The following is a 23713-nucleotide window of genomic DNA, read 5'->3' as shown; positions in this document are numbered from 1 at the left end:
AAAATATGCCGCACAAGGCGGCATAGAAATAAAGAATTTATTTTTTACGTGACCGTATCAATAAATAAAACATATAGAAGATCGCCATCCATTCATAACGATATTTGAATGGCTTCACGATCCATTGCTGGGTAATGTGCTGCCAATGTAACTTGATTAAAAACAGCACTAAAATATCGTTCAAAAAGTCGATAACGGCTTTTTCAGGATCGTTTAAAAATGCCTTGGGTTTTTTTAAACCGATTTTTCCGACGACTTTAGCCGCATGCACTGTATCTTTGGCATCGGTGTATTTTTGCTTAAACCAACTGAGGGGTCCCGGCTTGGCTTTATTACGAATCGCTCGCCCCTTCCAGAGTCTCGATTCGGCCATCGGCTTCGGATTAAAAATCCCCGCTTTCTCACTATCCGCCAGGATTTGATACAACTGCTTGACGAGTGATTCGAACTCGCAAATCGTTTCTTGAAAACGTATCGATAATTTTTGTTGCCGCCGATATAGCACGACCCGATAAACTCCTTCGAGTTCAAGCAATTTTTCGGTCAACGCTTTAGCCGCTGCGGAATCGCAGGCTTCCGAGGGAATTTGAAACCTGACGTGCCCGCTCTCCCGATAACGCAACACAAAATTTCTTTGGATAGCCATAATTCAAACATTGCCTTAGTAGAAACAAAAACGGGCGTTCCGACAAATCAGTACAGAACACCCGTTAAATACTCCGCATAAACAAATTCGCGGATCTATTCGACCCTTTTATCGATTAATGCAGTCACTATCGCTTATATCTTTATCAGCGTCGAATAAAATAATCTTGCCATAACAAAATATGGCCGAAGTATACCCATCGTAGATTAAAATTCGGCGCCAGGGTGACCGTCAAAGTACGCCGTGAACCCAGCACCTAAATTATGCAAGATAGTTACCATAGCCAAAAGGCTATGGAATTTAGGTGCTGGGTGAATACGTCCATGTAGGCTCTATGCTGGCAAAGCCTTTGCGGACCCCCGGCACCTCCTCGGGCACTGCCAAAATTTGAAGTACGAAAGGTATATATACGCTATTATTCTTTTGTTTCTGCAACGATATCTTCTAAATTTTCTTTTTGTTGCAAAACAAAATCTTTTCCGGCATCGACCACTTTCGTGGTTCCCGAAATAATTTCCTTACGGTATTTATAGATCACGTAACCGGCGGCTACACCTAAGCCAAAAACCAATAACGGATGCTTGGCCGCTTTACCGAGCAATTTGCTTCCGCCTTGAACCGTGGCGGAGGCCATCGAACCTTTAACAATTTCTTTAGACATGGAATTCATCCCCTGTTGTGCGGTTTTGCCGTGCACATGTTTCATTTAATCTTTTCCTTAATTATTTAAATTGATGATAGAAGTTGGCTTACTCGGACTTTTCGGATTCAGGTAGAATTTGATCCTCGTGCAGCATTTGATAGATTCCTTTGCACCCTTCACAACAAAAATCTTTATCACCTTCATTGGTTTTCAACGTGAACCCCGGCGTCTCCACCGTTAAACCACATAAATCACAAGCTTTTTTGGTATCGTTCATTCTGAATTCTTGATTTCATTTCCTAACGGCCGATATTAGCAAAATAAATTTTACATAACAAGCGCTTACTGTAAGGGCTAAAGCAAGTTCATGAGAATTAATAACAATTTAATTTAACAAAGGTAGTTGCTTGATAAGAAAAGTATAGAACGGCCCGAAAAAGGCAGGGAACTAATCATAAGTAATTATTAATACCCCCCTATCGTTCCCACGCAGAGCGCTCATCGTTATACATAAGTCAAAAATTACTGTTTTGCAATCTTAGCTAATGAGGCTTCGATACCATTTTTTGTCGCCCAAGGTTCCCGACTTCGAAATCGCGATCAGGGGATCGCTCCCACAGAGCATCCGCCCCCTTGTGGGAGCGACGCCTTCGTCGCGATTTCGAAGCCACTGATGTTCAATATCCGCAGATTTATCAAACAGCACCGTTTCTAGGTATACGACGAACTCTGTTTAGCAAGTTTACCGATACTTGTGTATAACGGCGAGCGCAGAGCGTGGGAACGATAATTGCCGGGGAACTGATAGTTACAGTCATAAAACAAACTTCGGCGCCGGAGCGTTTTTTAACGGGCTTCCGGCGCCGAAGCTTGACTAGCAAAGGGAATAATTACGAAGCGGCCGTTTTTGTCGATGATCGATAAGCGCCGCTCGCGGCACGATTTGATGCTTTCATTAACGCGATTCTTAATGCACCGGTTAAGCTTGCACCCAAGCCTAACCGCATTGCCAAAGCCGGCAACACTATCATGGATGCTACAGCTAAACCCGCACCCACTAACAGAGCGCCATTGTTATCAACATTGACTTCAGTTTCCACACGCGTTAAATCTTGACTCATTTTTTTCACCTCTGTAGACAATTAGGCAATTAACTCAGTACCATGAACATATGCAGAATAAATGCCAACTTATAACTATATGATTTTACAGAATAAGGAAAAGGATCATAAAGGAGTTGATAAAAAAATAGGTTAAATAACACTGTTTTATTGTGTCATTTGGCCTATTTTTAGAAACAGACTGTTTCATTTCCGCCCTACTCCCTTTTGATTAAAAAACGTTCAAGAATAAAAGGTATGGGATGTGTCGATCGAGGCAAGACAGTTTTTGTATTGCGGATACAGAAGCACTCTGCGCCGACATTAGTTACGAGCAGCGTAGCCTAAAATTCACTTTGAATTTTTAATTGTTTCCGGTAGCGATAGGAGCTTTCAACTTTTACCGAATGCAGAGCCTAATAAAATGTAGAGTCCATGAACTAAGCCATTGAATTATAATAGTTAGGTTGATAGCAATGAAAGAGCGCACAGTTATCGCATACAATACAAATAAACCCATTATTTTTTCCATAAACTATGCCGCATTTACTATTTTCACTCAGAGGAGTACCGGAAGACGAGGCCGAGGAAGTACGCGAACTTCTAAGCGAACATTCGATCGACTTTTATGAAACGTCGGCAGGTAACTGGGGAATTTCGATGCCGGCTTTATGGCTTAATGATCAAACCCAACTCCAACAAGCACAAATCCTGCTGCATCAATATCAAAAGCAGCGGGCGCTGACCCAACGAGCACTGTACGAACAACTTAAAAAAGAAGGCAAAGCGCCAACACTTTTAGGCAATCTTAAGCATAATTCTATACGCTTGCTGGTATATCTTGCCGCTATCGGATTGGTACTTTATGCATCCATAAAGCTGATATTCGAATTCGGCTTTACAGTGCCTTAAGCGGTCATTTGGGCATCCGACTCGAAACATGAATCTGAAAAGCTAAGCTTTGTCATCTCTGCACAGGATTTCGCAGGTACCTGGCGGAAGCTATGATGGCAAGATACCTTATTAAAACTGTGTTAAATAACACGGTTTTAATAAGGTTCAAATGATAAATTCTTCGACGTGATTCTGCCCAGCATCCTTCCATTAGACGTATTCCATGGCGTTGCGCATAAAAGGCCACTCAATCATCAACTGCCAAAAACCGCGACAAGCTTTGCAAAAACGACTATTTTTAACTCGACGCCTATTTTCCGCATCTGGGTCAACTACAACTTACCCGATCGGAATACACTTTTTGCTTGGCCCTTTGCGAAACATTGTTAAGAATATTGATACGCGCTTCATCATCGACCACCCCCCAAGATTTGATTTCTTCGAGTGTGCGATAGCAACCTAAGCAAACATCGGCGTCATCGAGACAGCAATTACCGACACAAGGAGATTCGACACGTTGACGCTGAATCATTTGAGTTTTACCGCAGTTCCGTAAGCCATGATTTCGGACGCATTCGCCATGATCGCACTGGTCGTAAATCGTATATTAACGACAGCATCCGCACCGCGACGCTGCGCTTCGGTTACCATTCTTTCAATCGCAAGATCTCTGGCGTCGGCTAACATTTCAGTGTAGCCTTTAATTTCGCCGCCAACCAAGCCTTTTAAAGCTGCCATAAAATCCCGGCCAACATGCTTGGATTGCACAATATTTCCCACTACCACGCCCAAGTTTTCAGTAATCTCTCGTCCCGGCACATCCGGTGTTGTTACAAAAATCATTGTTAATTTTCCTTTTTAAATAAAAGCCTAGGCCCGCCCCTTACAAACGAGCATAAAACTCGATTAGCACGCCGCCGTAAATTTTATATCATCCGGTAAGGCGGCATCTGAATCGATTCAATTCGCCGACCGGTCATCGTTATCACCCCGATATAACGATCATCACCCGATGCCGAGAATTCGAATTCGAAAGAACGCATCAGCCTTAACCTACCGAACTCATCTCTTTTAAACGTCATTCGGCTCAATGCGACACAATCGTCCAACATTTGCACATCCATATCCGCACAGTGTTTTCTTACGGCCAGATAAGCATATTCTCTAATAGACAAAGCATCCGACCAACAGAAAAGAGCTACAATCAATAAAAAAATCAGAAGCACTTCAACTTGCATTGGTCGACCCTAAAATTGAGTATTAGTGTAAAGATCGATTGATTCCTCTAATACGACCTAACAATCTGCAATCTATCCGAATTTTATCGGCTTAGCAAACAAGGTATACTTCGCGAGGCCATGTTTTTAAATTTTATTTTAACGGGTAGTGAGCAATTTCGAACATGCTATACCTTTCGCGCTTCAAATTTCGGCGATGCTTAAGGAGGCGCAGGGGTATCGGCAAAGGCTATGCCAGCATGGAGCTGGCATAGCGCCTACATGGACGTATTCACCCCGCACCTAAATTCCATAGCCCATTGGCTACGATTAATTTTCTTAGATAATTTAGGTGCTGGGTTCACGGCGTACTTTGACGGTCACCCCGGCGCCGAATTTTAATCTACGATGGGTATACTCCCTAAATTTATAGTCAAAAATTGACTAATTTTATGAAGGTACGGAGTATGTCTAGCAAAGAGATGACGAGCAAAGTAGATAACAGTACTCATGCCTAAACCTTCTTCTTTCCAACGCGCACGAGAAGCTCCGGACCTCCCTACCGGCACGATCAAATTTATCCTGTACTGTATTGGCAGTTTCCCGGTTTTATTGATGTTAATGTTAATTCTCGAGACTGGACAGGCGGCATGTAATATTCTGGTTCCTTATGCAGTCAAGGCTATTATGGATGGCGTGGCTTCATTGAGCGGGGACACCGGCCCGGTACTGAAAACACTGCGACAACCATTGCTATTATTGGCAGGCTTGGCTTTGGCCGAAATCATCTTCAGTCGAACCAGCGGTGCATTGCTGATTATTGTCGGACCTCGTTTGCGGCAAAGAACCACACAAAAACTTTTTGCTTATTTGCAGTATCACTCGGTTAGCTACTTCGGCCATCACTTTGCCGGAGCACTAGCGCATCGCATTAGCGAAACCGCTATCAGTGTGAATCATACGACGTGGTCGGTTTTATGCGAATTTTGGCCAATTACGGTAACCTTTATCGTTTCGATTTTTTTATTGCTTGAAGTTAATCAAGGACTAGGGCAATTCGTTGCAAGCTGGGTATTTGCCTATATTGTCATTTCTTATTGGCTTGCCACTCGTTGTCAGTATTACGCAAAAAATTACGCAGCGACTCGCAGTCTGGTCAACGGCAAAATCGTCGACGCGGTCAGCAACATGCTTAACGCAAAGTTGTTTGCCCGGCTCAATTACGAGCGCCGTTATTTGAACGAATATTTGGAAACCGAAGTTCGGGCCGGACGCAGGACATTTTGGTATATGGAACGGGTCCGCTGGTTTCAATTCATTGCCGCCGCCGCACTCAAGATCGGGACGGTCTACTATGCGCTCACACTTTGGGATGGCGGCATAATCAGTGTCGGCGATTTTACAATGAGCATTGCCTTGGCGTTATTGATTATCAGCGATGCTCGTAATCTAACCCGACGATTTTTAGAGTTTTTCGAATATGTCGGCAACGTTGCAAACGGTATCGATACCATCGTTCGTCCTCACGAAATTGTCGACAAACCTGAATCTACACCTCTAAACGTGACACATGGCAGAGTCGAGTTCCGTCATGTTCGTTTCGGTTACGATTCTTCACAACCGGTTTTCGAAGACTTGAACGTCATCATCGAACCGGGGGAACGGGTAGGTCTAGTTGGCTTTTCCGGGTCCGGAAAATCGACCTTTGTCGCGCTAATGCTGCGCAATTACGAGCCTCAAGACGGAGCAATTCTAATCGATAATGTCGATATTGCCGGTGTAACTCAAGATTCCTTGCATGAACAAGTCAGTCTGATTCCTCAGGATCCGAGCTTGTTTCACCGCAGCCTCAAAGAAAATATCGGTTACGGGAAACTGAATGCGGAGGATGCGGAAATAACCGGCGCTGCTCAACTCGCGCACGCAGACGAGTTTATCAAAGACATGAAAGAAGGTTACGATGCCCTGGTAGGGGAACGCGGCGTCAAGCTGTCCGGCGGACAGCGTCAACGCATCGCCATTGCTCGCGTCATGCTGAAGGATGCGCCGATTCTAATACTTGACGAAGCCACATCCAGTTTAGATTCGGTCACTGAAAAAACCATTCAAGAAAATCTCGACCGAGCCATGGGTCGTAAGACCGTCATCGCTGTTGCGCATCGATTATCGACGATCGCCCATCTGGACCGCATTTTGGTCTTCGACAACGGTCGCATCATCGAGGACGGCAGCCATAATGAATTACTGGGTCGAAAAGGATTTTATCATCGGCTTTGGTCAATGCAGGCAGGTGGTTTTTTGCCGGAAGAAGCGGTTAGCGGTTAGCGGTTAGCGGTTAGCGGTTAGCGGTTAGCGGTTAGCGGTTAGCGGTTAGCGGTTAGCGGTTAGCGGAATAGTATAAATCGACCTTGTCTTTCGTCAATTAAGCTTTCGCCTCGTTCGTGATTGATCGCTTTACAAACTATAGTTAAGCAAAAACTAACAAAACGGTCGTGAAAAAAGTTAAAATGAGCGGCTTTTAACTCTCCGCGCACTTTCAAGCTGGATAACTATTATGTTAAGCAAATATAACACCGATGACTTAAGAATCAGTGAAACGAAAGAAGTCATTGCGCCTGTTGCGGTACACGAAGAACTGCCGATGAATGAACTCGCGGCAAACACGGTGCTGCAAACGCGCGCCGAAATTCATGACATATTAACCGGAGATGACGACCGCTTGTTAGTCGTAATCGGCCCGTGTTCGATTCATAATCCGGAAGCTGCGATCGAGTATGGAAAAAGGCTCAAGGCAATCAAAGACGAATTGAACAAAGATCTACTGATCGTGATGCGGGTATATTTCGAAAAGCCCAGAACTACGGTCGGCTGGAAAGGTTTGATCAACGACCCCGATCTGGATTCCAGCTTTGATATCAACAAAGGCCTGCATATTGCCCGGCGCTTATTGTTGGACCTGAACACGCTGGGCATGCCGGCCGCAACCGAATATCTCGACTTGATCACACCGCAGTATGTTTCCGACTTGATTTCGTGGGGGGCCATCGGCGCAAGAACTACCGAGAGTCAGGTTCATCGCGAATTGGCTTCCGGTCTGTCTTGTGCGGTCGGTTTCAAAAACGCGACCGATGGTTCGATCAAAATCGCGATCGATGCGATCGGCGCTGCAATGAGTCCCCATCACTTTCTCTCATTAACGAAGGAAGGCCGTTCGGCAATATTTTCGACGCGCGGCAATGAAGATGCTCACATTATTTTGCGCGGCGGCAATGGCCAGCCCAACTACGATGCAGTAAACGTTGAAAAAGTCGCGGAAGGACTGGAAAACTCAGGGCTAAGACCGCGCATTATGATCGATTTCAGCCATGCGAATAGTTTGAAACAATATCAACGCCAGTTGATCGTCGGCGAGGATGTCGGCGGGCAAATTGCCGGCGGCGACAAACGCATCATCGGCGTCATGATCGAAAGCCACTTAAAAGCCGGACGCCAGGACGTAATTCCCGGCAAACCATTGACTTTTGGACAAAGTATTACCGATGCCTGCCTGGGCTGGGAAGACTCGACACAGTTGTTGAAAGATCTCGCTGCGGCAGTCGTTGCGCGCAGAAAGACTGAAAATTGATACGGAGCGTAAACGTGAATATATTGCTAAATGGCGAACCCCGCGAATATCCGGAAGCAACGACGGTCGCACGGATTGTGGCCGATATGGGGCTAAGCGGTAAGCGCATCGCGGTTGAGTTGAATAAAGAAATCCTGCCGTTCGACCGCTACGAACAGCAAACGCTACAGGACAATGATCGTCTGGAAATCGTTCATGCCATCGGCGGCGGCCAAGACGATACCTTTACCGTAGCCGGCACCCGATTTCATTCGCGCTTATTGGTCGGTACCGGTAAGTATAAAGACTTGGAAGAAACCCGCCTAGCTATCGAAGCTAGCGGCGCGGAAATCGTCACGGTCGCGATCCGACGGACCAATATCGGCCAAAACCCGGGCGAGCCCAACCTGCTCGATGTGATTTCGCCCGATAAATATACGATCTTGCCGAATACCGCCGGTTGCTTCACCGCCGACGATGCCGTACGGACCTGCCGTTTGGCCAGGGAGTTATTAGGCGGTCATAAGCTGGTCAAACTGGAAGTCTTGGCCGACCAAAAAACCTTATTCCCTGATGTCGCCGAAACCTATGTCGCGGCGGAATTATTGGTCAAGGACGGCTTTGATGTGATGGTTTATACCAATGATGACCCAATCGCCGCGAAAAGGCTGGAGGATATCGGCTGTGTTGCGGTAATGCCATTGGCTGCACCGATCGGTTCGGGGTTGGGCATTCGTAATCCGTACAACATTTTGACCATCGTCGAGAACGCCAACGTACCGATTCTGGTCGACGCCGGCGTCGGCACGGCTTCCGATGCCGCTATCGCGATGGAACTCGGCTGCGATGGCGTGCTGATGAATACCGCGATCGCCGCCGCCCAACATCCAATTATGATGGCTGAAGCAATGAGAAAAGCGATCGAAGCCGGACGCCTGGCATTTTTAGCCGGACGCATGCCAAGAAAACGTTTCGCTTCGGCTTCGTCGCCGATCGACGGTTTGTTTCTTTAAACCTAGAAAAAGACTTTCATCATGAAGTATAAGAAGTTAACTCAATAACTTGTTATGCGTTTGTAGAACTTTCGCTCACCCAAGAGGTTAGCGAGAATGTTTATATAATCGCTTGAAATACTCTTGTGCTTCATGGTTAAACTACCGAAAAGGCTTCGCTTGGCTGTGTTTTTCATTATAAACGCCACACTCCGTCAACATGAACTCCCCTGATTTATCCAACGTCGGCAAAATCCGAAGCTTTTCGCGGCGTCAAGGCCGCATCACCGTAGGCCAGCAGCAAGCTCTCGCCGATTTCTGGGATAAGTACGGCTTAGAGCCCGGTATCGAATGCCGCTTCAGCGAAATTTTCGGACGGGAAGCGCCGATTATCGTCGAAATCGGTTTCGGAAACGGCGATAGCCTAGCTGACATGGCCGAGGCGAACCCCGATTGCGATTACATCGGTATTGAGGTGCATAGACCGGGCGTCGGCCATTTGATTATGCAACTGGAAGCGCGCGAACTGCGCAATGTGCGAATTTTTTGCCATGATGCAGTCGAGATTCTGGCACGCAGCATCCCCAATCAAAGCCTAGCGGGTGTTCATTTGTTTTTTCCCGACCCTTGGCCGAAAAAGCGTCACCATAAACGGCGTATCGTCAAACCGGCATTCGTCGATTTGGTCACGGCAAAGTTGACACGGGGAGGTTATTTTCATTGCGCAACGGACTGGGAAAACTATGCTAAGCATATGCTGGCAGTGTTATCGAATGCGTCGGATCTTAAAAATACCGATGTAGGCGGAGGATATAGCGAGCGCCCCTCCTATCGGCCCTTAACTAAATTCGAAAACCGTGGCCTACGCCTCGGCCACGGCGTTTGGGATTTGATTTTTAGAAAAATCTAGGGATCGGGGTAAAGAAAAATAGGCGCGAAAGGCAACTCTCTCATTCGACAACACCAAGAAAAGAACGCTTTGAGCATTGTGTAGGCATATCCGGGAAATCATACAACACAGCTCACAACCGAAGCTCACTGTTTACTGCTCACTATTCACTATCACCAGACATATCCAATTGCATCGCCTTGATGATCGTTGCCAATTCGCTGCGCTGTCTTTTTAACGGTTCTAGCTCTTGTTCTAGAATCGCTATATTTTCGGCAACGCTACCTTTGGATTCATTAATCTTTCTCAGCATTTGCAAACGCCCTTCAATCTGTTTTTTATGATCCTTGATTTGGTGCATCAACGGTGTCAACACACTGTTACTCCAGGCGGCGGCGTCTTTTTGGGCATGTTTCATAATATTTCGCGCTTTACTGATTAACGTACTATAAAGCTTGTTAATTACAATGCTTTGTTCGGTCAATGTGGTTTTTGCGCTGGTCCGGAATGCTTCGCCTTCTTCAAAGATCTGCTCTAATTCGAACTGGTATTGCTTAATCGAGAAAAGCTGCGGCTCGATTTCTTTGAACCCGTATTCGTCCTGAAACTTTTTATGAATCGCTTTAACCAAACGGCGCGTTTCATTAGTCGTATCGACTGCATCCTGCAATAAATCCCGTAGATCGTCGAACAACTTACGGATTTGTTGCTTCATGCCGTATGTCGTTAAACTCTTGGTCATATCTTCCCGAGTCTGCCGGATGATCTCGTCGACTTTTTCCTTGGCAAACGAGTCAATCAGGATTTTTGCCTGTACACTAAAAACCTTACGGCTGGCTTGAAAATTTTCGACATTGACCATGTAATGCTGTTGCCTGTCGCGGGTTTCGGCCATCAACTTTTCGGTCATTTCATGATTTTCAAAGTCCAGCTTCTTGAACTCCTCTAATTGCTTGGCCGCATTGGCCAGCTTACCGTCGGTAAGATTAGACGATTCGCCCACCAAAAAACCGATATCTTTTTTAATCGTATTGAGTAATATTTGCCGCCGTTGCTTTAGGATGTCTTCGGACAAATATTTTTCCAAGGAATATAACCGACTTTTTTCGAGCAACACATTATCGGATTTTACCTTCGCCAGCAGCGCCTGCTTAGCCGATACCGGAAAGATTGATGATTCGTCGATATTTAAAATTCCGGCCGATGTACTAATTTGCGATTCTATGGCTGCGTCATAACCCGTCTCACCGGCTAGATCGTCCCACATCGAATCGATTTTGTTCATGACGACAGCCAGTCCATGCTTTCTCCCGCCCCTAGCACTACAGACATGATTACGCCACATTTCCAAGTCGCTTTTAGTCACTCCGGTATCGGCAGCTAGGACGAATATGATTGCCTGAGCGCTTGGAAGCATGTTCAACGTCAGCTCAGGCTCGGTACCTAATGCATTTAAGCCCGGCGTGTCGAGAATACAAAGCCCTTCCTTCAATAACGGATGCGGAAAACTGATTAATGCATGGCGCCAGCATGGAATTTCCACGGTCTCAGGATTAACAACCCCTTGCTCGGCAGCTTCACGCTCGTTCCATAATCCCAATTTATCCGCTACATCCCTTGGCACGGTCTTGGTGGCTATTAACTCTCTAAATGCTTCTTGCATTTGCGTCGGAGAATCGAAATTTAGATCGATTTGTGTCCAACGAGCGGGATTGTTTTTATATTCGGCCAGCGAAATATCTTCTAAGCGACTTTCTATATTCAGCAGACGAATATAACTGCCTCCCTCTTCGTCATAAAATACTTCGGTAGGCGACATCGTTGTCCGGCCAGGTGTTGAAGGCAACAAGCGGACACCGGTTTCGGCAAAAAATAAAGCATTGATCAGCTCCGTTTTGCCGCGCGAAAACTCCGCGACAAAAGCCAGCGTTACGCGGTCCGATTCCAAACCATTAAGGATATTCAAAATTGTCCCGGTGCTATGAACATCGTTCATCCCGTAACGAATACGCCATTCTTGATACATTTCAATCGCTTGTATCAACTGACTGCGCCACTGCGAGTATTCATGCAGCTGTTCTTTAAATTCCGGGTTCCTCATGGCTGGCCTTTTTTTCGGTCATTAGTCTGCAAGATAATAAGGTCGCTTGAGTCTTTCACACGACCGAAGCGGACGAAGTATAACGATGTAATGCGGGTAAGTGTAGACCATATCGTTGAATCTGTTAGTCACGCACGATTATTTTTAAATACCGTATTGTTTTCGGTATTCGATAATTGTATCAACTGGATAGCCTAGATCCTGAACAGTCTTCAAATATTCAATAATCTGTTCGAGTGAAACGATACTTTGGACCGGCATATTATACGTTTGCCTGACTTCCTGTGTCGCGGATTGCCCATCCGGGCCTTTTTCCTGCCGATCCAACGCGATGAGCACACCCGCTGGAGAAGCCTCCTCTCCGTTAATAATGGCGACCGACTCGCGCACCGACGTCCCGGCCGTAATGACGTCATCCAAAATCAGAACATTCCCGGACAAAGGCGTACCGACGATCAATCCGCCCTCACCGTGATCCTTGGCTTCCTTGCGATTGAATGCAAACGGCATATCTCTTCCGGTTAGTCGAGCATAAGCAATCGAAGTCGCGCTAACCAGCGGAATGCCTTTATATGCCGGGCCGAACAACATATCGATATTTAGCTGGGACTCCAGCAAGGCCCGCGCGTAAAACTCGCCCAATTTGCCCAATTTCGCACCGGTATCGAACAATCCGGTATTGAAAAAATAAGGACTCATACGCCCCGATTTTAATTGAAATTCACCGAATTTGAGCACGCCGCAGTCCAGGGCATACTGAATAAACTCTTTTTGGTAATCAAGCATCGCGTTTCTTTATGTAATAGTTTGAAAGATAAGTTATAAATTATCCTAAAGGATAATCATTCAGCGAATGAATTTTTCAAGGATGGTATCGAGAAAATTCCAACCGTGCTCGGAGCAACGGTAATGACCATCCGTAAAATCGACCAAGCCTTGTGCGATACATTGCTCAAGCCCCGGTTGCAGGCTGTCGAGACTCAATCCCGTAGCGGCTCGATAGTGTACTTCGGTAAAACCCTCCTTAAGTCGGAAATGATTCATCGCGAATTCAATAGGAAGATTATCGGCTTCGCACAAAACGGGCTTTTCCTCGCCAAGGGTTTGCATATACAACTCGGGACTTTTAGGTTTAACGCTACGATAAACCTCGAAAGGCAACGCCAAACTCATTTTACCGTGCGCACCTGCGCCGATCCCTAGATAATCGCCGAATTGCCAATAATTGCGGTTATGTCGGCACTGAGCGCCCAGCTTACTGTAAGCGGAAATTTCGTACTGCCAATAGCCCGCGCTTTCCAACAGTGCTTGGCATTGCATTTGCCCGGCAAAGATACTTTCCTCTCCCGGCAGTTGCGGCGGAAACTTATGAAAATAAGTATTCGGCTCCAACGTCAACTGATAAAAGGAGATATGAGTCGGATTGATATCTATGGCGGTACGAATATCGGACAAACCGCTATATCCAAAAACTTCCGGCAAACCGAACATTAAGTCTAGATTGAAATTGGAAAAGCCGACGCGTTGCGCAATTTCCGCCGCTTGAATCGCCTCCGCCGCCGAATGAACCCGCCCCAATTTTTTTAATTGTGCATCATTAAAACTTTGCACCCCGATCGATAATCGATTAATCCCGATAGCTCGAAATTCAGCGAATTTACCACTTTCAAAGGTACCCGGATTGGCTTCGAGCGTAATTTCGGCATTTTCGGCTAATCGCGCTTGACGCCTAATACCGCAAAGCAATCGATCGATCGCTTCGGGTGAAAACAAACTGGGCGTTCCACCGCCAATGAATATCGTCTCAATGGGCTGTCGAACAATAAAACGCGTCAAATCGAGACTCAAATCTTGCAACAAGGCATCGATATAGCGTTTTTCGGGTAACTCAGCCTTGACCGCATGAGAATTGAAATCGCAATAGGGGCATTTTTTGATGCACCAAGGTATGTGGATATATAAACTTATCGACGGCAAGATTTTTTTTGCACAATATGGAAGATGAGATATTTTAACACCGAAACTATTGTAAACGCTCGCTTTCCCTTTTGCCTGACGAGAAATTAGTCTTGTTTAACATTCACAGTTTCAGCAGCGATAATTAAGCAATAAATATGGCAGTTTGACGAAGCTGCTTTCGGAATTGATGCTGATAGATTTAAAGAGTATGTTATGGGATAGGGAAAGCACTTGGGTCGTTGACGTCTTATACCTTTCGCACTTCAATATCGGTAGTGCCTAAAGAGGCGCCGCGGTGTTCGGTCATTTTTTGCTCCTGCAAAATCGACATTCACGCCATACTTTGACGGTCACCCCGGCGCCGAATTTTGATCTACGATGATGGGTATAATTACAACGAATTCGATTATCCATCAAAACTTCCAAAATGTGTTCCTCTGTTTTCCACTTCCAGTCAGACACAAGCCCGTCATACCCCCACGAAAACGGAGCGCTTGCATCGATGCAGCAGGTGGGCCAATGCGGCGATCAAGTTTGGGGAACAGAGCACATAGATATATAACAAATAAACTCTAGCAAGGGATTGATTTTTAAACGAATTGTTGAACATCAACGTATCATTATTGGTAACACTATGCGACTATTATTGGTCGAAGACGATGAAATTCTGGGCGACGGCATACAAGCCGGCCTAACGATGGAAGGCTATGCCGTCGATTGGCTTAGGAACGGCGCGCAAGCTGATGAAGCACTGAAATCCAACAGTTATGAACTGATTGTAATGGATCTTAATCTGCCGGGTATGGACGGCTTAAACCTGCTTTCCGAGATCAGAAAACGAAAAGATGAAACTCCGGTCTTGATCTTAACGGCGCGGGACGGCATCGACGATCGAGTTACTTTACTCGATAGCGGCGCCGACGACTTTGTTGTTAAACCATTCGATTTATCGGAAGTCTGCGCCCGCCTACGAGCACTAGCCAGAAGACAGGCGGGGCGAAGCGTCTCTCAAATCGAACACAAAGGAATCGTGCTGGATCCCGCAGCGCATACCGTCACTGTCCATAACACCCCGGTTAATTTATCGCAAAAGGAATTCGGCATTTTAAATTTTTTAATGAATAATATCGGCAAGGTCGTTTCCAAGGCACGCATCGAGGAAGCCTTATATTCCTGGGGCTCTGAAATAGAAAGCAATACTGTCGAAGTGCATATCCACCATTTGCGCAAAAAGCTAGGCTCGGATTACATCCGCACGGTCAGAGGCGTCGGCTACATCCTCGATGAGAATTAATGCGTTACTCACTTAAAGGCGTGCTGCTGTTTGCATTGCTTTCGGCAACGATAGTCATCTGGGCCGTTACGGCATATATTAGTTATAAAGTCACACGCGATGAAGTCGTAAAACTATTCAATGCGGAACTCGAACAATCGGCTCAAGCTTTATATTCGTTCGTCGGACAATTGCTCTATAAAGGCTCTCTGAATGAATTGTGGGACTTAGACAGCCCTGAAAAAACGCCGCTACCCGACCAGCAACTCACGCAATTACGTAAAAAAATATCGTTTCAGTTGATCGATAAAACCGAGGGCTTGATTTTAAGGTCGAAAACCGCGCCCAAGCAGCCGATGTCGCATTCGACAAACGGCTACACCAAAACCGAGGTAGCGGGACATACCTGGCATGTTTTCAGCGTTTCCAATGATGAAGACGAATATATCGTTCATGTCGGTCAACGTGACGATATCCGTCAGGAATTGAAAGACGAAATCGCCAATCATTTGATCAAACCGTTATTGATCAGCTTGCCTTTATTCGGACTGGTCATTTGGATCATTGTCGGTCGCTCGCTCAAACCGGTCAATCGCCTGGCACGGCAACTAGCGAAGCGTGAGGCTAATTACTTGAAGCCATTATCGACGCGTTGGCTTCCAACTGAAATCATACCGGTAGTCGAGGCCTTGAACACTTTATTCATCCAGCTTGAGAAAGCCTTTGAAAACGAACGGCGCTTTACTGCGGATGCTTCGCATGAACTTAAAACCCCTCTCGCAGGCTTGCTAACTCAAGCCCAAGTCGCGATAAAAACAACCGATGACGGCGTCCGACAACAAGCATTAAGCCGTATTGAACAAGCAGTGAAACGCATGACCGGTCTTGTTCAACAGTTATTGACTTTCTCGCGCATCGAATCGGATCCCAGTTATTTGACAAAACAACCAATCAAATTGAGCAATGAAATTATTCAAATCATTGCCGAAATGGAGCCGGAGGCTCATAAAAAACAAATTACCATGGGCTTTGATAACGACACAGACGGTTTGGTCATGGTTAATTCGTTACTCATCACGATCTTAATAAGAAATATTGTCGATAACGCAATCAAATACACCCCAAGAGGCGGCAAAATATTGATCAGCCTAACCGCTAAAGCAAACCGCCCTTGTTTATGTGTCGAAGACTCGGGGCCGGGCATTCCGGCCGAACAGCTCGAAAATGCGTATCAACGTTTTTACCGTTGCGTCGAAACCGCCAACCATACCCAGGGCAGCGGTCTCGGCTTATCAATGGTAAAAAGAATCGCGGTCTTGCATCATGCCGAATTACAGATGACTCAATCCCGCTTTGGCGGCCTGAGTATCGCGTTACTCTTTCCTGCCCCACAAACCGATTACCCGATTGCCCCAAACATCAATCCGGATTTTTTTAACAAACCGCCTTATACTTGGCACCAACTAAAAAAATAAGGCATCGCTTATCGGCATTCGATAGCATTAAGGTTTGGTCATAAATATACCCATCGCAGATCAAAATTCGGTACCGGGGTGCCCGTTAAAGGCCTAGCACCTTAATTACACCTTTCGTACTTCAAATTTCGGCAGCGCCTGAGGAGGCGCCTGGGTGTCCGATAAAGGCTTTGCCAGCATGGAGCTGGCATAGAGCCTACATGGACGTATTCACGGCGTCCTTTAGCGGACATCCAGGCGCCGAATTTTGATCTACGATGGGTATACTCAAAATAGTTAGCGATAGCCAATGGACTAAGGAACTTAGGGCTGGGCCTGCCAAGCGAGCGACTAAACCCTCGACAAAGCTCATAACTCCAGGAAGTTATTTTTCACGAAATCCTTAGGCTCTTCGACAACCGTATTGCATAACTCGCCAATACCTTCGATTTCAATGCGAACCGTTTGCCCAGGCTTCAAATAACCGCGCGGTTTCATTTTAACGCCGACGCCCGACGGCGTGCCGGTTGCAATGACATCGCCAGGCTCGAGCGTCATTACTTGACTCAAATAAGCAATCATTTGATAGCAATTAAAAATCATGTGCCGAGTATTGGAGTTTTGACGTAATTCATCATTAACCCAGGTCTTGATCGTCAAATTATGCGGATCGATGATTTCATCCGGCGTGACTAGCCATGGCCCGAGCGGGCCATGTGTATCGAATGATTTACCCAGCGTCATCGTCGGCGAACGAGCCTGCCAATCCCTAACCGACACATCGTTGGCGATCGTGAAACCAGCGATGACTTGATGCGCTTGTTCCTGGGGCACATGACGGCAACGCTTGCCGATTACAAATGCCAACTCGCCCTCATAATCCAGTTTTTCCGATACCTTAGGCCGATGAATCGTTTCACCGCTACCGATTACACAAGTTGTTTGCTTATTGAAAAATGTCGGGTATTCGGGTTTTTCCTTTCCGGTTTCCTCAATGTGTTCGGCATAATTGAGACTAATCGCCAAATATTTACCTGGTCTCGGCACCGGTGCGTGCACTTTTACCTCTGTAAATGGCAGGCGATGCGAACCTGAATCAATGAGTTTTTGCAACGCCTCCAATGCCGACGTTCCAGCACTCAGAAATTCGATCATCGAGGCCGGAAGCGCACTGCCCCCGAAACCATCGACGACTTCATCGTCAACGACAGCACCAATTCGTGTTTGCCGATTATGCGTAAAAGTAATTAATTTCATCGTTTGCTTCGTCCTGCCATTGTAATGAGACATTAATTTTAAATGATCCGGTATAAGGAAAACACGTCTCATTGGTTTTAGGCTATTCAACCTACTCCCTTTATATACCTTTCGCACTTCAAATTTCGGCAGTGTCTTAGGAGGCGCCGGGGTGCTCGGAAAAGGCTTTGCCAGCATGGAGCTGGCATAGAGCCTACATGGACGTATTCACCCAGCACCTAAATTCCATAGCCTTTTGGCTATGGTAACTATCTTGCATAATTTAGGTGCTGGGTTCACGGCGTCCTTTGACGGGCACCCCGGTGCCGAATTTTGATCTCCGATAGGTATACTCAAAAAATGGCTAACTTTATGAAGGTATGGGTGTGGCTAGCAAGGATGTCGGCTTCTAGGTTCAAAGATCCACGAATGAGCCTGACGCCATTATTCAACCCGGCATTTTCTAAACCGTTACTTTTACCTTAGAAGCGCCGCCTATTCTTATATATAATGTGCCGACCGGCGAAAGGACGGTTTCGTTTTAAGACCCGTCCGTGCGTCATCAACTTTTGCTGACAACCACAATGACACCCGAACAATTTAAACAGCATGCCCGGCAAGGCTACAACCGAATCCCGATCAGCCGGGAAATTCTCGCAGATTTGGACACGCCGCTCAGCGCTTATCTAAAACTGGCCGACGGTCCCTATTCGTATTTATTCGAATCCGTACACGGCGGCGAGCAGTGGGGCCGCTATTCGATTATCGGCTTGCCTTGTCGAACTGTCGTTAAAGTTATCGGCAATGAAATCCGGGTTGAACGAGACGGCGAAGCCATTGAAATATTGATTCATGAAAACCCACTGGTCTGGATCGAAGCATTCAAAGATCGTTACAAAGTCCCCGATATCGAAGGATCGCCACGCTTCAACGGCGGACTAGTCGGTTATTTCGGCTATGAAACCATTGGCTATATCGAACCTCGACTCAAATCGACGAACAAACCGGACCCGCTTGGCACGCCCGACATATTGCTGATGGTTTCCGAAGAAATACTGGTCTTCGATAACTTATCCGGAAAACTGCTGCTCTTGACTCATGCCGACCCCGAGCAAGACAATGCTTACCAAGACGCCGTAAATCGCCTGGAGGATTTGGCAGTCCGGCTACGAGAACAAAAAGCGCGTTCCGAAACTCACAAAACGCCGAAACAAGTCGAGGAATCGCATTTCGTTTCCGGCTTCACGCAACAAGGTTTCGAACAAGCCGTGTTGAAAGCGAAAGAATACATCGTCGACGGCGATATCATGCAAGTTGTACTGTCGCAACGCTTGTCGATCCCGTATAGTGCCTCGCCGCTTAATTTATACCGCGCGTTACGTTGTCTGAATCCTTCGCCGTATATGTATTTTCTAAATCTCGAGAATTTTCATATCGTCGGTTCGTCGCCCGAGATCCTGGTACGCCTCGAAGACGGCACGGTCACTGTTCGTCCGATCGCCGGAACCCGCCCGCGCGGCGCGACGCACGAGCAAGATCTTGACCTGGAACAGGAGCTGCTTGCCGACCCGAAAGAACTAGCCGAACATTTGATGTTGATCGATCTCGGCCGCAACGACGCTGGCCGCGTCTCGCGTACCGGCACCGTGCAACTTACCGACAAAATGATCGTCGAACGTTATTCGCATGTCATGCATATCGTCTCTAACGTCACCGGAGAGTTGCAAGAAGGCAAAAACGCATTCGATGTCTTGGCTGCGACATTTCCGGCCGGCACGGTTAGCGGCGCGCCGAAAATCCGCGCGATGGAAATCATCGATGAACTGGAACCAGTCAAGCGCGGCGTCTATTCGGGCGCGGTCGGTTATATCGCGTGGTCGGGCAATCTCGATACCGCGATCGCGATCCGCACCGCTGTGATCAAGGATAAAACCCTGCACATTCAAGCAGGCGCCGGCATCGTTTACGATTCGGTGCCGATTAACGAATGGGAAGAGACGATGAACAAAGGCCGAGCCGTATTCCGAGCCGTCAGCATGGCCGAGGCAGGCTTGGAAGGAGAACAATCATGAGCGCCGTCAAACTGGTTATGATCGATAATTACGATTCGTTCACTTATAACCTGGTGCAATATTTCGGCGAACTCGGCGCCGATGTAACGGTCGTACGCAACGACGAAGTCACCGTGACAGACATCGAACGCCTGGCGCCCGATAAAGTCGTCATTTCTCCGGGGCCTTGCACACCTAACGAGGCCGGAATTTCGGTCGAAGCGATATTGAAATTCGCGGGCCGTTTTCCGATTCTAGGCGTGTGTCTCGGCCATCAAAGTATTGGACATGCTTTCGGAGGCAACATCATCCATGCCAAAAGCATTATGCATGGTAAAACATCACCGGTTTATCACAACGATATTGGAGTATTCAAAGGACTGAACAATCCGTTTACCGCAACACGTTATCATTCATTGGTCATCGATCAAGCCACGCTTCCGGAGTGCCTTGAAATTACGGCCTGGACTCAGGACGAAACCGGCAATATCGAAGAAATCATGGGCGTCCGCCATAAAATATTTGATATTGAAGGCGTACAGTTTCATCCGGAATCGATCTTGACTGAACACGGCCACGATCTGCTGCGAAACTTTTTGGCAAGATGAACGAAGCCCATCCTACGGTATACCTTTCGCACTTCAAATTTCGGCAGTGCCTTAGGAGGCACCGGGGTGTTCGGCAAAGGCTTTGCCAGCATGGAGCTGGCATAGAGCCTACATGGATGTATTCACCCAGCCCCTAAATTCCATAGCCCATCGGTCATGGTTAATAGTCTTACTAATTTAGGGGCTGGGTCCTTTGACGGGCACCCCGGTGCCGAATTTTGATCTCCGATGGGTATAAAATTCGTAAAATACGCGATTCATTGATCCGATTTCCAACTACCGACGAGAATATTAGCCAAACACTATGGATCTCAAACAAGCTCTACAAGCTCTCCTAACCAAGCATAATCTCAATCACGAGCAAATGCGCGATGTGATGCGCATTATCATGACCGGCGGTGCGACCGATGCACAAATCGCCGCATTCTTGATTGCGTTACGCTGCAAAGGAGAAACCATCGAGGAAATCGTCGCTGCTGTCGAAGTGATGCGCGAATTAGCCGACACCATTGAAATCAGCGGCGAGAATGTCGTGGACACCTGCGGAACGGGGGGCGACGGTGCAAACACATTCAATATTTCGACGGCCAGCGCTTTCGTCGTTGCGGCAGCCGGAGGCAAAGTCGCCAAACACGGCAATCGTTCGGTTTCCAGCCGCACCGGCAGTGCTGACGTGCTGGAAGCGGCCGGTGTCAACCTGGACTTAAGCCACGAACAAGTCATCCGCTGCGTCAATGAAGTCGGCGTCGGTTTTTTGTTCGCACCGAAACATCACGGCGCGATGAAATATTCGGTCGGTCCTCGCCAAGAAATGGGCGTTCGGACACTATTCAACTTATTGGGTCCATTATCCAATCCGGCTAAGACACCGAATCAATTGATCGGCGTCTATGCAAAAGAATGGGTTCGGCCGATGACCGAAGTGCTGAAAAAACTCGGCAGCCACCATGTCATCGTGGTCAGTGCAGAAGACGGACTCGATGAAATCAGCATTGCCTCATCGACCTCGGTGGCGGAACTGAAAAACGGCAACATCAATTGCTACACAATCACGCCGGTTCAATTCGGTCTCAAACGAGGCAATCTGGAAGAACTCGCGGTCGATAGTGCCGCAGACAGTCTAGCAATGATTTACTCGGCACTCGACAATCAACCGGGACCTGCCCGAGACATCGTCGCGCTCAATGCCGGTGCGGCAATTTATGCGGCCGGCCTGACCGACAACTTACATTCCGGTGTGCATAAAGCTCAAATAGCCATTGAAAGCGGCATGGCAAAAGCGAAATTGAATACATTCATCGAATTTTCCAACGCGCTCACTTCAAGCGAATCATCATGACTGATACTCCCGATATTCTAAAAAAAATCCTAGAAACCAAAGCCGACGAAATCGCACGCCGCAAGCTGAACACGACGGTCGATATGCTGAGTGAAATCGCAGGCGGCGTCGAAAGCCCGCGCGGATTCGCCGCCGCGCTACAAAGCAAGGTTGCTGCAAAGAAACCCGCGATCATCGCTGAAGTCAAAAAAGCCTCGCCGAGCAAGGGCGTGATTCGCGAAAACTTCGATCCGGTCGCGATCGGCCAGGATTATGCGATGAACGGAGCCGCCTGCCTGTCGGTCCTGACCGATAAGGAATATTTCCAAGGCAGCGAAGTCTATCTGCAAATGGTTAGGGAACGCTGTCCGCTGCCGGTCTTGCGCAAGGATTTCATGATCGACCCTTACCAGGTCTTCGAAGCGCGTGCCTTAGGCGCCGATTGCATTTTGCTGATCGTCGCCGCGCTCGAAGACGAGCAAATGCATGAACTCGCTAACACCGCGAAAAAACTAGGCATGGATGTTCTAGTCGAGGTCCACGATGCGGACGAACTGCAACGCGCGCTAACGCTCGACACGCCGCTGATCGGCATCAACAACCGTAACTTGAGGACCTTCGAAACCTCGCTGCAAACGACGCTGGACCTGAAAGAACAAATACCGCAAGACCGCATCATCATCACCGAAAGCGGCATTCATACAACGAAAGACGTCAAGCTGATGACCGACCACGGCATCTATGCCTTCCTAGTCGGCGAAGCCTTCATGCGCGCGCCAAGCCCGGGACAGAAAATGCGCGAATTGTTTGAATTGCCGTAGATTTGCTGTTTTATCTCCCTTTTTACTGTGAAAGTTCGTAGATTTAGACTCATTATCTAATTTTTTGATATTCAACACAATGCCGGTTCCGGAGAGGGTGCGGTTGCTCGCCCGGCAGGCGTCGGCGGCAGGGAAGATTTTTGCTACTCGGCAATTGCTGATTTACATGGATGTAATGAATGCAGAAAATGCAGGAGCATTTTTCTGCCCTGCATCGCCTAAAGCGCCTACTGTTGGTGCCCTAATACACGCCATCCTTGGCAATCGCTAGGAAGCGAAATCCTGTCGCCCATCCACGATTTACTTCCACACAAATCAATGACTGATTTCGGTCACCATCACATCGATGCCGTTTTCCTTAAGCCGGTTCTTAATGGTCGTGACGCTCGACATCTGTTCGTACGGCCCCATTTTTACGCGGTTCCAAATCACATCGCCGACTTGGGCTTTCTCGACGCGGGATTCGATACCCATTAGCGCCAACTTAGCTCGTAGGCGGTCGGCATCGACGAACTCTCTGAACGAGCCTGCCTGCAGCAGATATTGAGTCGCCTTAGCCTTGCCGACGCGCTCTTCGCGCACCCGGGTTTTGATCTCGTAATCGGGCACGACGACTTCTTTTTCCGGTAATATCGTATAAAAATCGAAGCGAGGCTCGTCGATCGCTTCCGGCTTTGGCGATTTCGTCTTTGTTGGTGTTTTGACTTGATCGGCGACTTGTTTAGGAAGCGTTTGCTTAGTCGGGATCTTATTTTCCGGCGTAGGCCCGCACCATTTTAGTAATAACACCGGAAATACCACGATCACGAGAACAAGCACCAGCCAATTCCACCAGGTTGCGGGGACACTGGCTTTCGGTTTCGGCTGGGTTCGGTGTTGTCCCCTGTGTTTATAGTCTCTTGCCATA

At 47.4% G+C, this 23713-nt stretch carries 23 protein-coding genes; 11 read left to right on the top strand and 12 right to left on the bottom strand.

The features are described from left to right. Positions 1–37 precede the first annotated feature (37 nt). The 4 genes from ACINK7_RS01005 to ACINK7_RS00990 form a co-directional block, all read right to left on the bottom strand. Positions 38–646, bottom strand: a complete 609-nt coding sequence (locus ACINK7_RS01005) for a hypothetical protein (protein ID WP_404359220.1) — start codon at positions 644–646, stop codon at positions 38–40. A 415-nt stretch (positions 647–1061) separates the two neighbouring features. Continuing rightward, entirely contained in the window at positions 1062–1352 is a 291-nt protein-coding gene (locus tag ACINK7_RS01000; RefSeq protein ID WP_014146685.1) for a hypothetical protein, read from the bottom strand. A gap of 43 nt (positions 1353–1395) precedes the next feature. After that, positions 1396–1566, bottom strand: a complete 171-nt coding sequence (locus tag ACINK7_RS00995; protein ID WP_404359218.1) for a heavy metal translocating P-type ATPase metal-binding domain-containing protein — start codon at positions 1564–1566, stop codon at positions 1396–1398. A 613-nt stretch (positions 1567–2179) separates the two neighbouring features. Then, positions 2180–2410 (bottom strand): hypothetical protein, encoded by a 231-nt coding sequence (locus tag ACINK7_RS00990; RefSeq protein ID WP_341327117.1) that lies wholly within the window; start codon positions 2408–2410, stop codon positions 2180–2182. Between the two features lie 516 nt (positions 2411–2926). Here ACINK7_RS00990 and ACINK7_RS00985 point away from each other — a divergent pair. After that, positions 2927–3301, top strand: coding sequence for a DUF6164 family protein (locus ACINK7_RS00985; protein WP_404359216.1), 375 nt, complete (start codon positions 2927–2929; stop codon positions 3299–3301). A 310-nt stretch (positions 3302–3611) separates the two neighbouring features. Here ACINK7_RS00985 and ACINK7_RS00980 read toward each other — a convergent pair whose 3' ends face one another. The 3 genes from ACINK7_RS00980 to ACINK7_RS00970 form a co-directional block, all read right to left on the bottom strand. Then, positions 3612–3815, bottom strand: coding sequence for a DUF1289 domain-containing protein (locus ACINK7_RS00980; protein WP_404359215.1), 204 nt, complete (start codon positions 3813–3815; stop codon positions 3612–3614). After that, the gene (locus tag ACINK7_RS00975) at positions 3812–4126 is read right to left on the bottom strand and encodes a YbjQ family protein (protein WP_404359213.1); all 315 of its coding nucleotides are present in this window, start codon (positions 4124–4126) and stop codon (positions 3812–3814) included. The genes ACINK7_RS00980 and ACINK7_RS00975 overlap by 4 nt, the downstream gene beginning before the upstream one ends. An 83-nt stretch (positions 4127–4209) precedes the next feature. After that, positions 4210–4521, bottom strand: coding sequence for a DUF3301 domain-containing protein (locus ACINK7_RS00970; protein ID WP_404359211.1), 312 nt, complete (start codon positions 4519–4521; stop codon positions 4210–4212). A 600-nt stretch (positions 4522–5121) separates the two neighbouring features. Here ACINK7_RS00970 and ACINK7_RS00965 point away from each other — a divergent pair. The 4 genes from ACINK7_RS00965 (at position 5122) to trmB (ending at position 10006) form a co-directional block, all read left to right on the top strand. Continuing rightward, a complete protein-coding gene (locus ACINK7_RS00965; RefSeq protein ID WP_404361396.1) occupies positions 5122–6825 on the top strand; it encodes an ABC transporter ATP-binding protein in 1704 nt (567 codons plus the stop codon). Positions 6826–7054: 229 nt separating this feature from the next. Then, positions 7055–8125: a 3-deoxy-7-phosphoheptulonate synthase AroG gene (aroG, locus tag ACINK7_RS00960; RefSeq protein WP_404359210.1), complete on the top strand. Its 1071-nt coding sequence runs from the start codon at positions 7055–7057 to the stop codon at positions 8123–8125. A gap of 14 nt (positions 8126–8139) precedes the next feature. Next, positions 8140–9117: a sulfur carrier protein ThiS gene (gene thiS, locus ACINK7_RS00955; protein WP_341327110.1), complete on the top strand. Its 978-nt coding sequence runs from the start codon at positions 8140–8142 to the stop codon at positions 9115–9117. A gap of 199 nt (positions 9118–9316) precedes the next feature. After that, complete coding sequence (gene trmB / locus ACINK7_RS00950; RefSeq protein WP_404359208.1) at positions 9317–10006, top strand: tRNA (guanosine(46)-N7)-methyltransferase TrmB; 690 nt, start codon at positions 9317–9319, stop codon at positions 10004–10006. A 142-nt stretch (positions 10007–10148) separates the two neighbouring features. Here trmB and ACINK7_RS00945 read toward each other — a convergent pair whose 3' ends face one another. From ACINK7_RS00945 to hemW, 3 genes are all read right to left on the bottom strand, one after another. Beyond that, positions 10149–12086: a dynamin family protein gene (locus ACINK7_RS00945; protein ID WP_404359206.1), complete on the bottom strand. Its 1938-nt coding sequence runs from the start codon at positions 12084–12086 to the stop codon at positions 10149–10151. 144 nt (positions 12087–12230) lie between these two features. After that, entirely contained in the window at positions 12231–12872 is a 642-nt protein-coding gene (pyrE, locus tag ACINK7_RS00940; protein ID WP_404359204.1) for an orotate phosphoribosyltransferase, read from the bottom strand. A 60-nt stretch (positions 12873–12932) separates the two neighbouring features. Beyond that, a complete protein-coding gene (gene hemW, locus ACINK7_RS00935) occupies positions 12933–14063 on the bottom strand; it encodes a radical SAM family heme chaperone HemW (protein WP_404359202.1) in 1131 nt (376 codons plus the stop codon). Between the two features lie 616 nt (positions 14064–14679). Between hemW and ACINK7_RS00930 the strand changes: the two genes are divergently transcribed. Further along, complete coding sequence (locus ACINK7_RS00930) at positions 14680–15339, top strand: response regulator (RefSeq protein ID WP_341327105.1); 660 nt, start codon at positions 14680–14682, stop codon at positions 15337–15339. After that, positions 15339–16793, top strand: coding sequence for an ATP-binding protein (locus ACINK7_RS00925; RefSeq protein ID WP_404359201.1), 1455 nt, complete (start codon positions 15339–15341; stop codon positions 16791–16793). The genes ACINK7_RS00930 and ACINK7_RS00925 overlap by 1 nt, the downstream gene beginning before the upstream one ends. Positions 16794–17141: 348 nt before the next feature. Here the strand turns inward: ACINK7_RS00925 and ACINK7_RS00920 are convergent, their stop codons facing one another. Next, positions 17142–18029 (bottom strand): fumarylacetoacetate hydrolase family protein, encoded by an 888-nt coding sequence (locus ACINK7_RS00920; protein WP_404359199.1) that lies wholly within the window; start codon positions 18027–18029, stop codon positions 17142–17144. Positions 18030–18592: 563 nt separating this feature from the next. Between ACINK7_RS00920 and trpE the strand changes: the two genes are divergently transcribed. From trpE to trpC, 4 genes are all read left to right on the top strand, one after another. Beyond that, positions 18593–20080 carry an anthranilate synthase component I gene (trpE, locus tag ACINK7_RS00915; RefSeq protein ID WP_404359197.1) on the top strand — a complete coding sequence of 496 codons (1488 nt, stop codon included), beginning with the start codon at positions 18593–18595 and terminating at the stop codon, positions 20078–20080. Then, positions 20077–20667 carry an anthranilate synthase component II gene (locus ACINK7_RS00910; RefSeq protein ID WP_404359195.1) on the top strand — a complete coding sequence of 197 codons (591 nt, stop codon included), beginning with the start codon at positions 20077–20079 and terminating at the stop codon, positions 20665–20667. The genes trpE and ACINK7_RS00910 overlap by 4 nt, the downstream gene beginning before the upstream one ends. A gap of 304 nt (positions 20668–20971) precedes the next feature. Next, positions 20972–22006 (top strand): anthranilate phosphoribosyltransferase, encoded by a 1035-nt coding sequence (gene trpD, locus ACINK7_RS00905; protein WP_404359193.1) that lies wholly within the window; start codon positions 20972–20974, stop codon positions 22004–22006. Further along, positions 22003–22806, top strand: coding sequence for an indole-3-glycerol phosphate synthase TrpC (trpC, locus tag ACINK7_RS00900; RefSeq protein WP_404359191.1), 804 nt, complete (start codon positions 22003–22005; stop codon positions 22804–22806). The genes trpD and trpC overlap by 4 nt, the downstream gene beginning before the upstream one ends. A 315-nt stretch (positions 22807–23121) precedes the next feature. Here the strand turns inward: trpC and ACINK7_RS00895 are convergent, their stop codons facing one another. Next, positions 23122–23712 (bottom strand): SPOR domain-containing protein, encoded by a 591-nt coding sequence (locus ACINK7_RS00895; RefSeq protein WP_404359189.1) that lies wholly within the window; start codon positions 23710–23712, stop codon positions 23122–23124. Position 23713: the final 1 nt, after the last annotated feature.

The sequence above is a fragment of the Methylotuvimicrobium sp. KM1 genome, from assembly GCF_044788715.1.
Lineage (GTDB): Bacteria > Pseudomonadota > Gammaproteobacteria > Methylococcales > Methylomonadaceae > Methylotuvimicrobium.
The sequence above is the reverse complement of the archived record's forward strand: the minus strand, read 5'-3'. Positions and strand labels throughout refer to the sequence as shown.

What these genes read in the sequence shown, in the direction of transcription:
- ACINK7_RS01005 (WP_404359220.1), bottom strand. Translation starts at nt 646, where the DNA reads ATGGCTATCCAAAGAAATTTTGTGTTGCGTTATCGGGAGAGCGGGCAC.
- ACINK7_RS01000 (WP_014146685.1), bottom strand. Translation starts at nt 1,352, where the DNA reads ATGAAACATGTGCACGGCAAAACCGCACAACAGGGGATGAATTCCATG.
- ACINK7_RS00995 (WP_404359218.1), bottom strand. Translation starts at nt 1,566, where the DNA reads ATGAACGATACCAAAAAAGCTTGTGATTTATGTGGTTTAACGGTGGAG.
- ACINK7_RS00990 (WP_341327117.1), bottom strand. Translation starts at nt 2,410, where the DNA reads ATGAGTCAAGATTTAACGCGTGTGGAAACTGAAGTCAATGTTGATAAC.
- ACINK7_RS00985 (WP_404359216.1), top strand. Translation starts at nt 2,927, where the DNA reads ATGCCGCATTTACTATTTTCACTCAGAGGAGTACCGGAAGACGAGGCC.
- ACINK7_RS00980 (WP_404359215.1), bottom strand. Translation starts at nt 3,815, where the DNA reads ATGATTCAGCGTCAACGTGTCGAATCTCCTTGTGTCGGTAATTGCTGT.
- ACINK7_RS00975 (WP_404359213.1), bottom strand. Translation starts at nt 4,126, where the DNA reads ATGATTTTTGTAACAACACCGGATGTGCCGGGACGAGAGATTACTGAA.
- ACINK7_RS00970 (WP_404359211.1), bottom strand. Translation starts at nt 4,521, where the DNA reads ATGCAAGTTGAAGTGCTTCTGATTTTTTTATTGATTGTAGCTCTTTTC.
- ACINK7_RS00965 (WP_404361396.1), top strand. Translation starts at nt 5,122, where the DNA reads ATGTTAATTCTCGAGACTGGACAGGCGGCATGTAATATTCTGGTTCCT.
- aroG (WP_404359210.1), top strand. Translation starts at nt 7,055, where the DNA reads ATGTTAAGCAAATATAACACCGATGACTTAAGAATCAGTGAAACGAAA.
- trmB (WP_404359208.1), top strand. Translation starts at nt 9,317, where the DNA reads ATGAACTCCCCTGATTTATCCAACGTCGGCAAAATCCGAAGCTTTTCG.
- ACINK7_RS00945 (WP_404359206.1), bottom strand. Translation starts at nt 12,086, where the DNA reads ATGAGGAACCCGGAATTTAAAGAACAGCTGCATGAATACTCGCAGTGG.
- pyrE (WP_404359204.1), bottom strand. Translation starts at nt 12,872, where the DNA reads ATGCTTGATTACCAAAAAGAGTTTATTCAGTATGCCCTGGACTGCGGC.
- ACINK7_RS00930 (WP_341327105.1), top strand. Translation starts at nt 14,680, where the DNA reads ATGCGACTATTATTGGTCGAAGACGATGAAATTCTGGGCGACGGCATA.
- ACINK7_RS00925 (WP_404359201.1), top strand. Translation starts at nt 15,339, where the DNA reads ATGCGTTACTCACTTAAAGGCGTGCTGCTGTTTGCATTGCTTTCGGCA.
- ACINK7_RS00920 (WP_404359199.1), bottom strand. Translation starts at nt 18,029, where the DNA reads ATGAAATTAATTACTTTTACGCATAATCGGCAAACACGAATTGGTGCT.
- trpE (WP_404359197.1), top strand. Translation starts at nt 18,593, where the DNA reads ATGACACCCGAACAATTTAAACAGCATGCCCGGCAAGGCTACAACCGA.
- ACINK7_RS00910 (WP_404359195.1), top strand. Translation starts at nt 20,077, where the DNA reads ATGAGCGCCGTCAAACTGGTTATGATCGATAATTACGATTCGTTCACT.
- trpD (WP_404359193.1), top strand. Translation starts at nt 20,972, where the DNA reads ATGGATCTCAAACAAGCTCTACAAGCTCTCCTAACCAAGCATAATCTC.
- trpC (WP_404359191.1), top strand. Translation starts at nt 22,003, where the DNA reads ATGACTGATACTCCCGATATTCTAAAAAAAATCCTAGAAACCAAAGCC.
- ACINK7_RS00895 (WP_404359189.1), bottom strand. Translation starts at nt 23,712, where the DNA reads ATGGCAAGAGACTATAAACACAGGGGACAACACCGAACCCAGCCGAAA.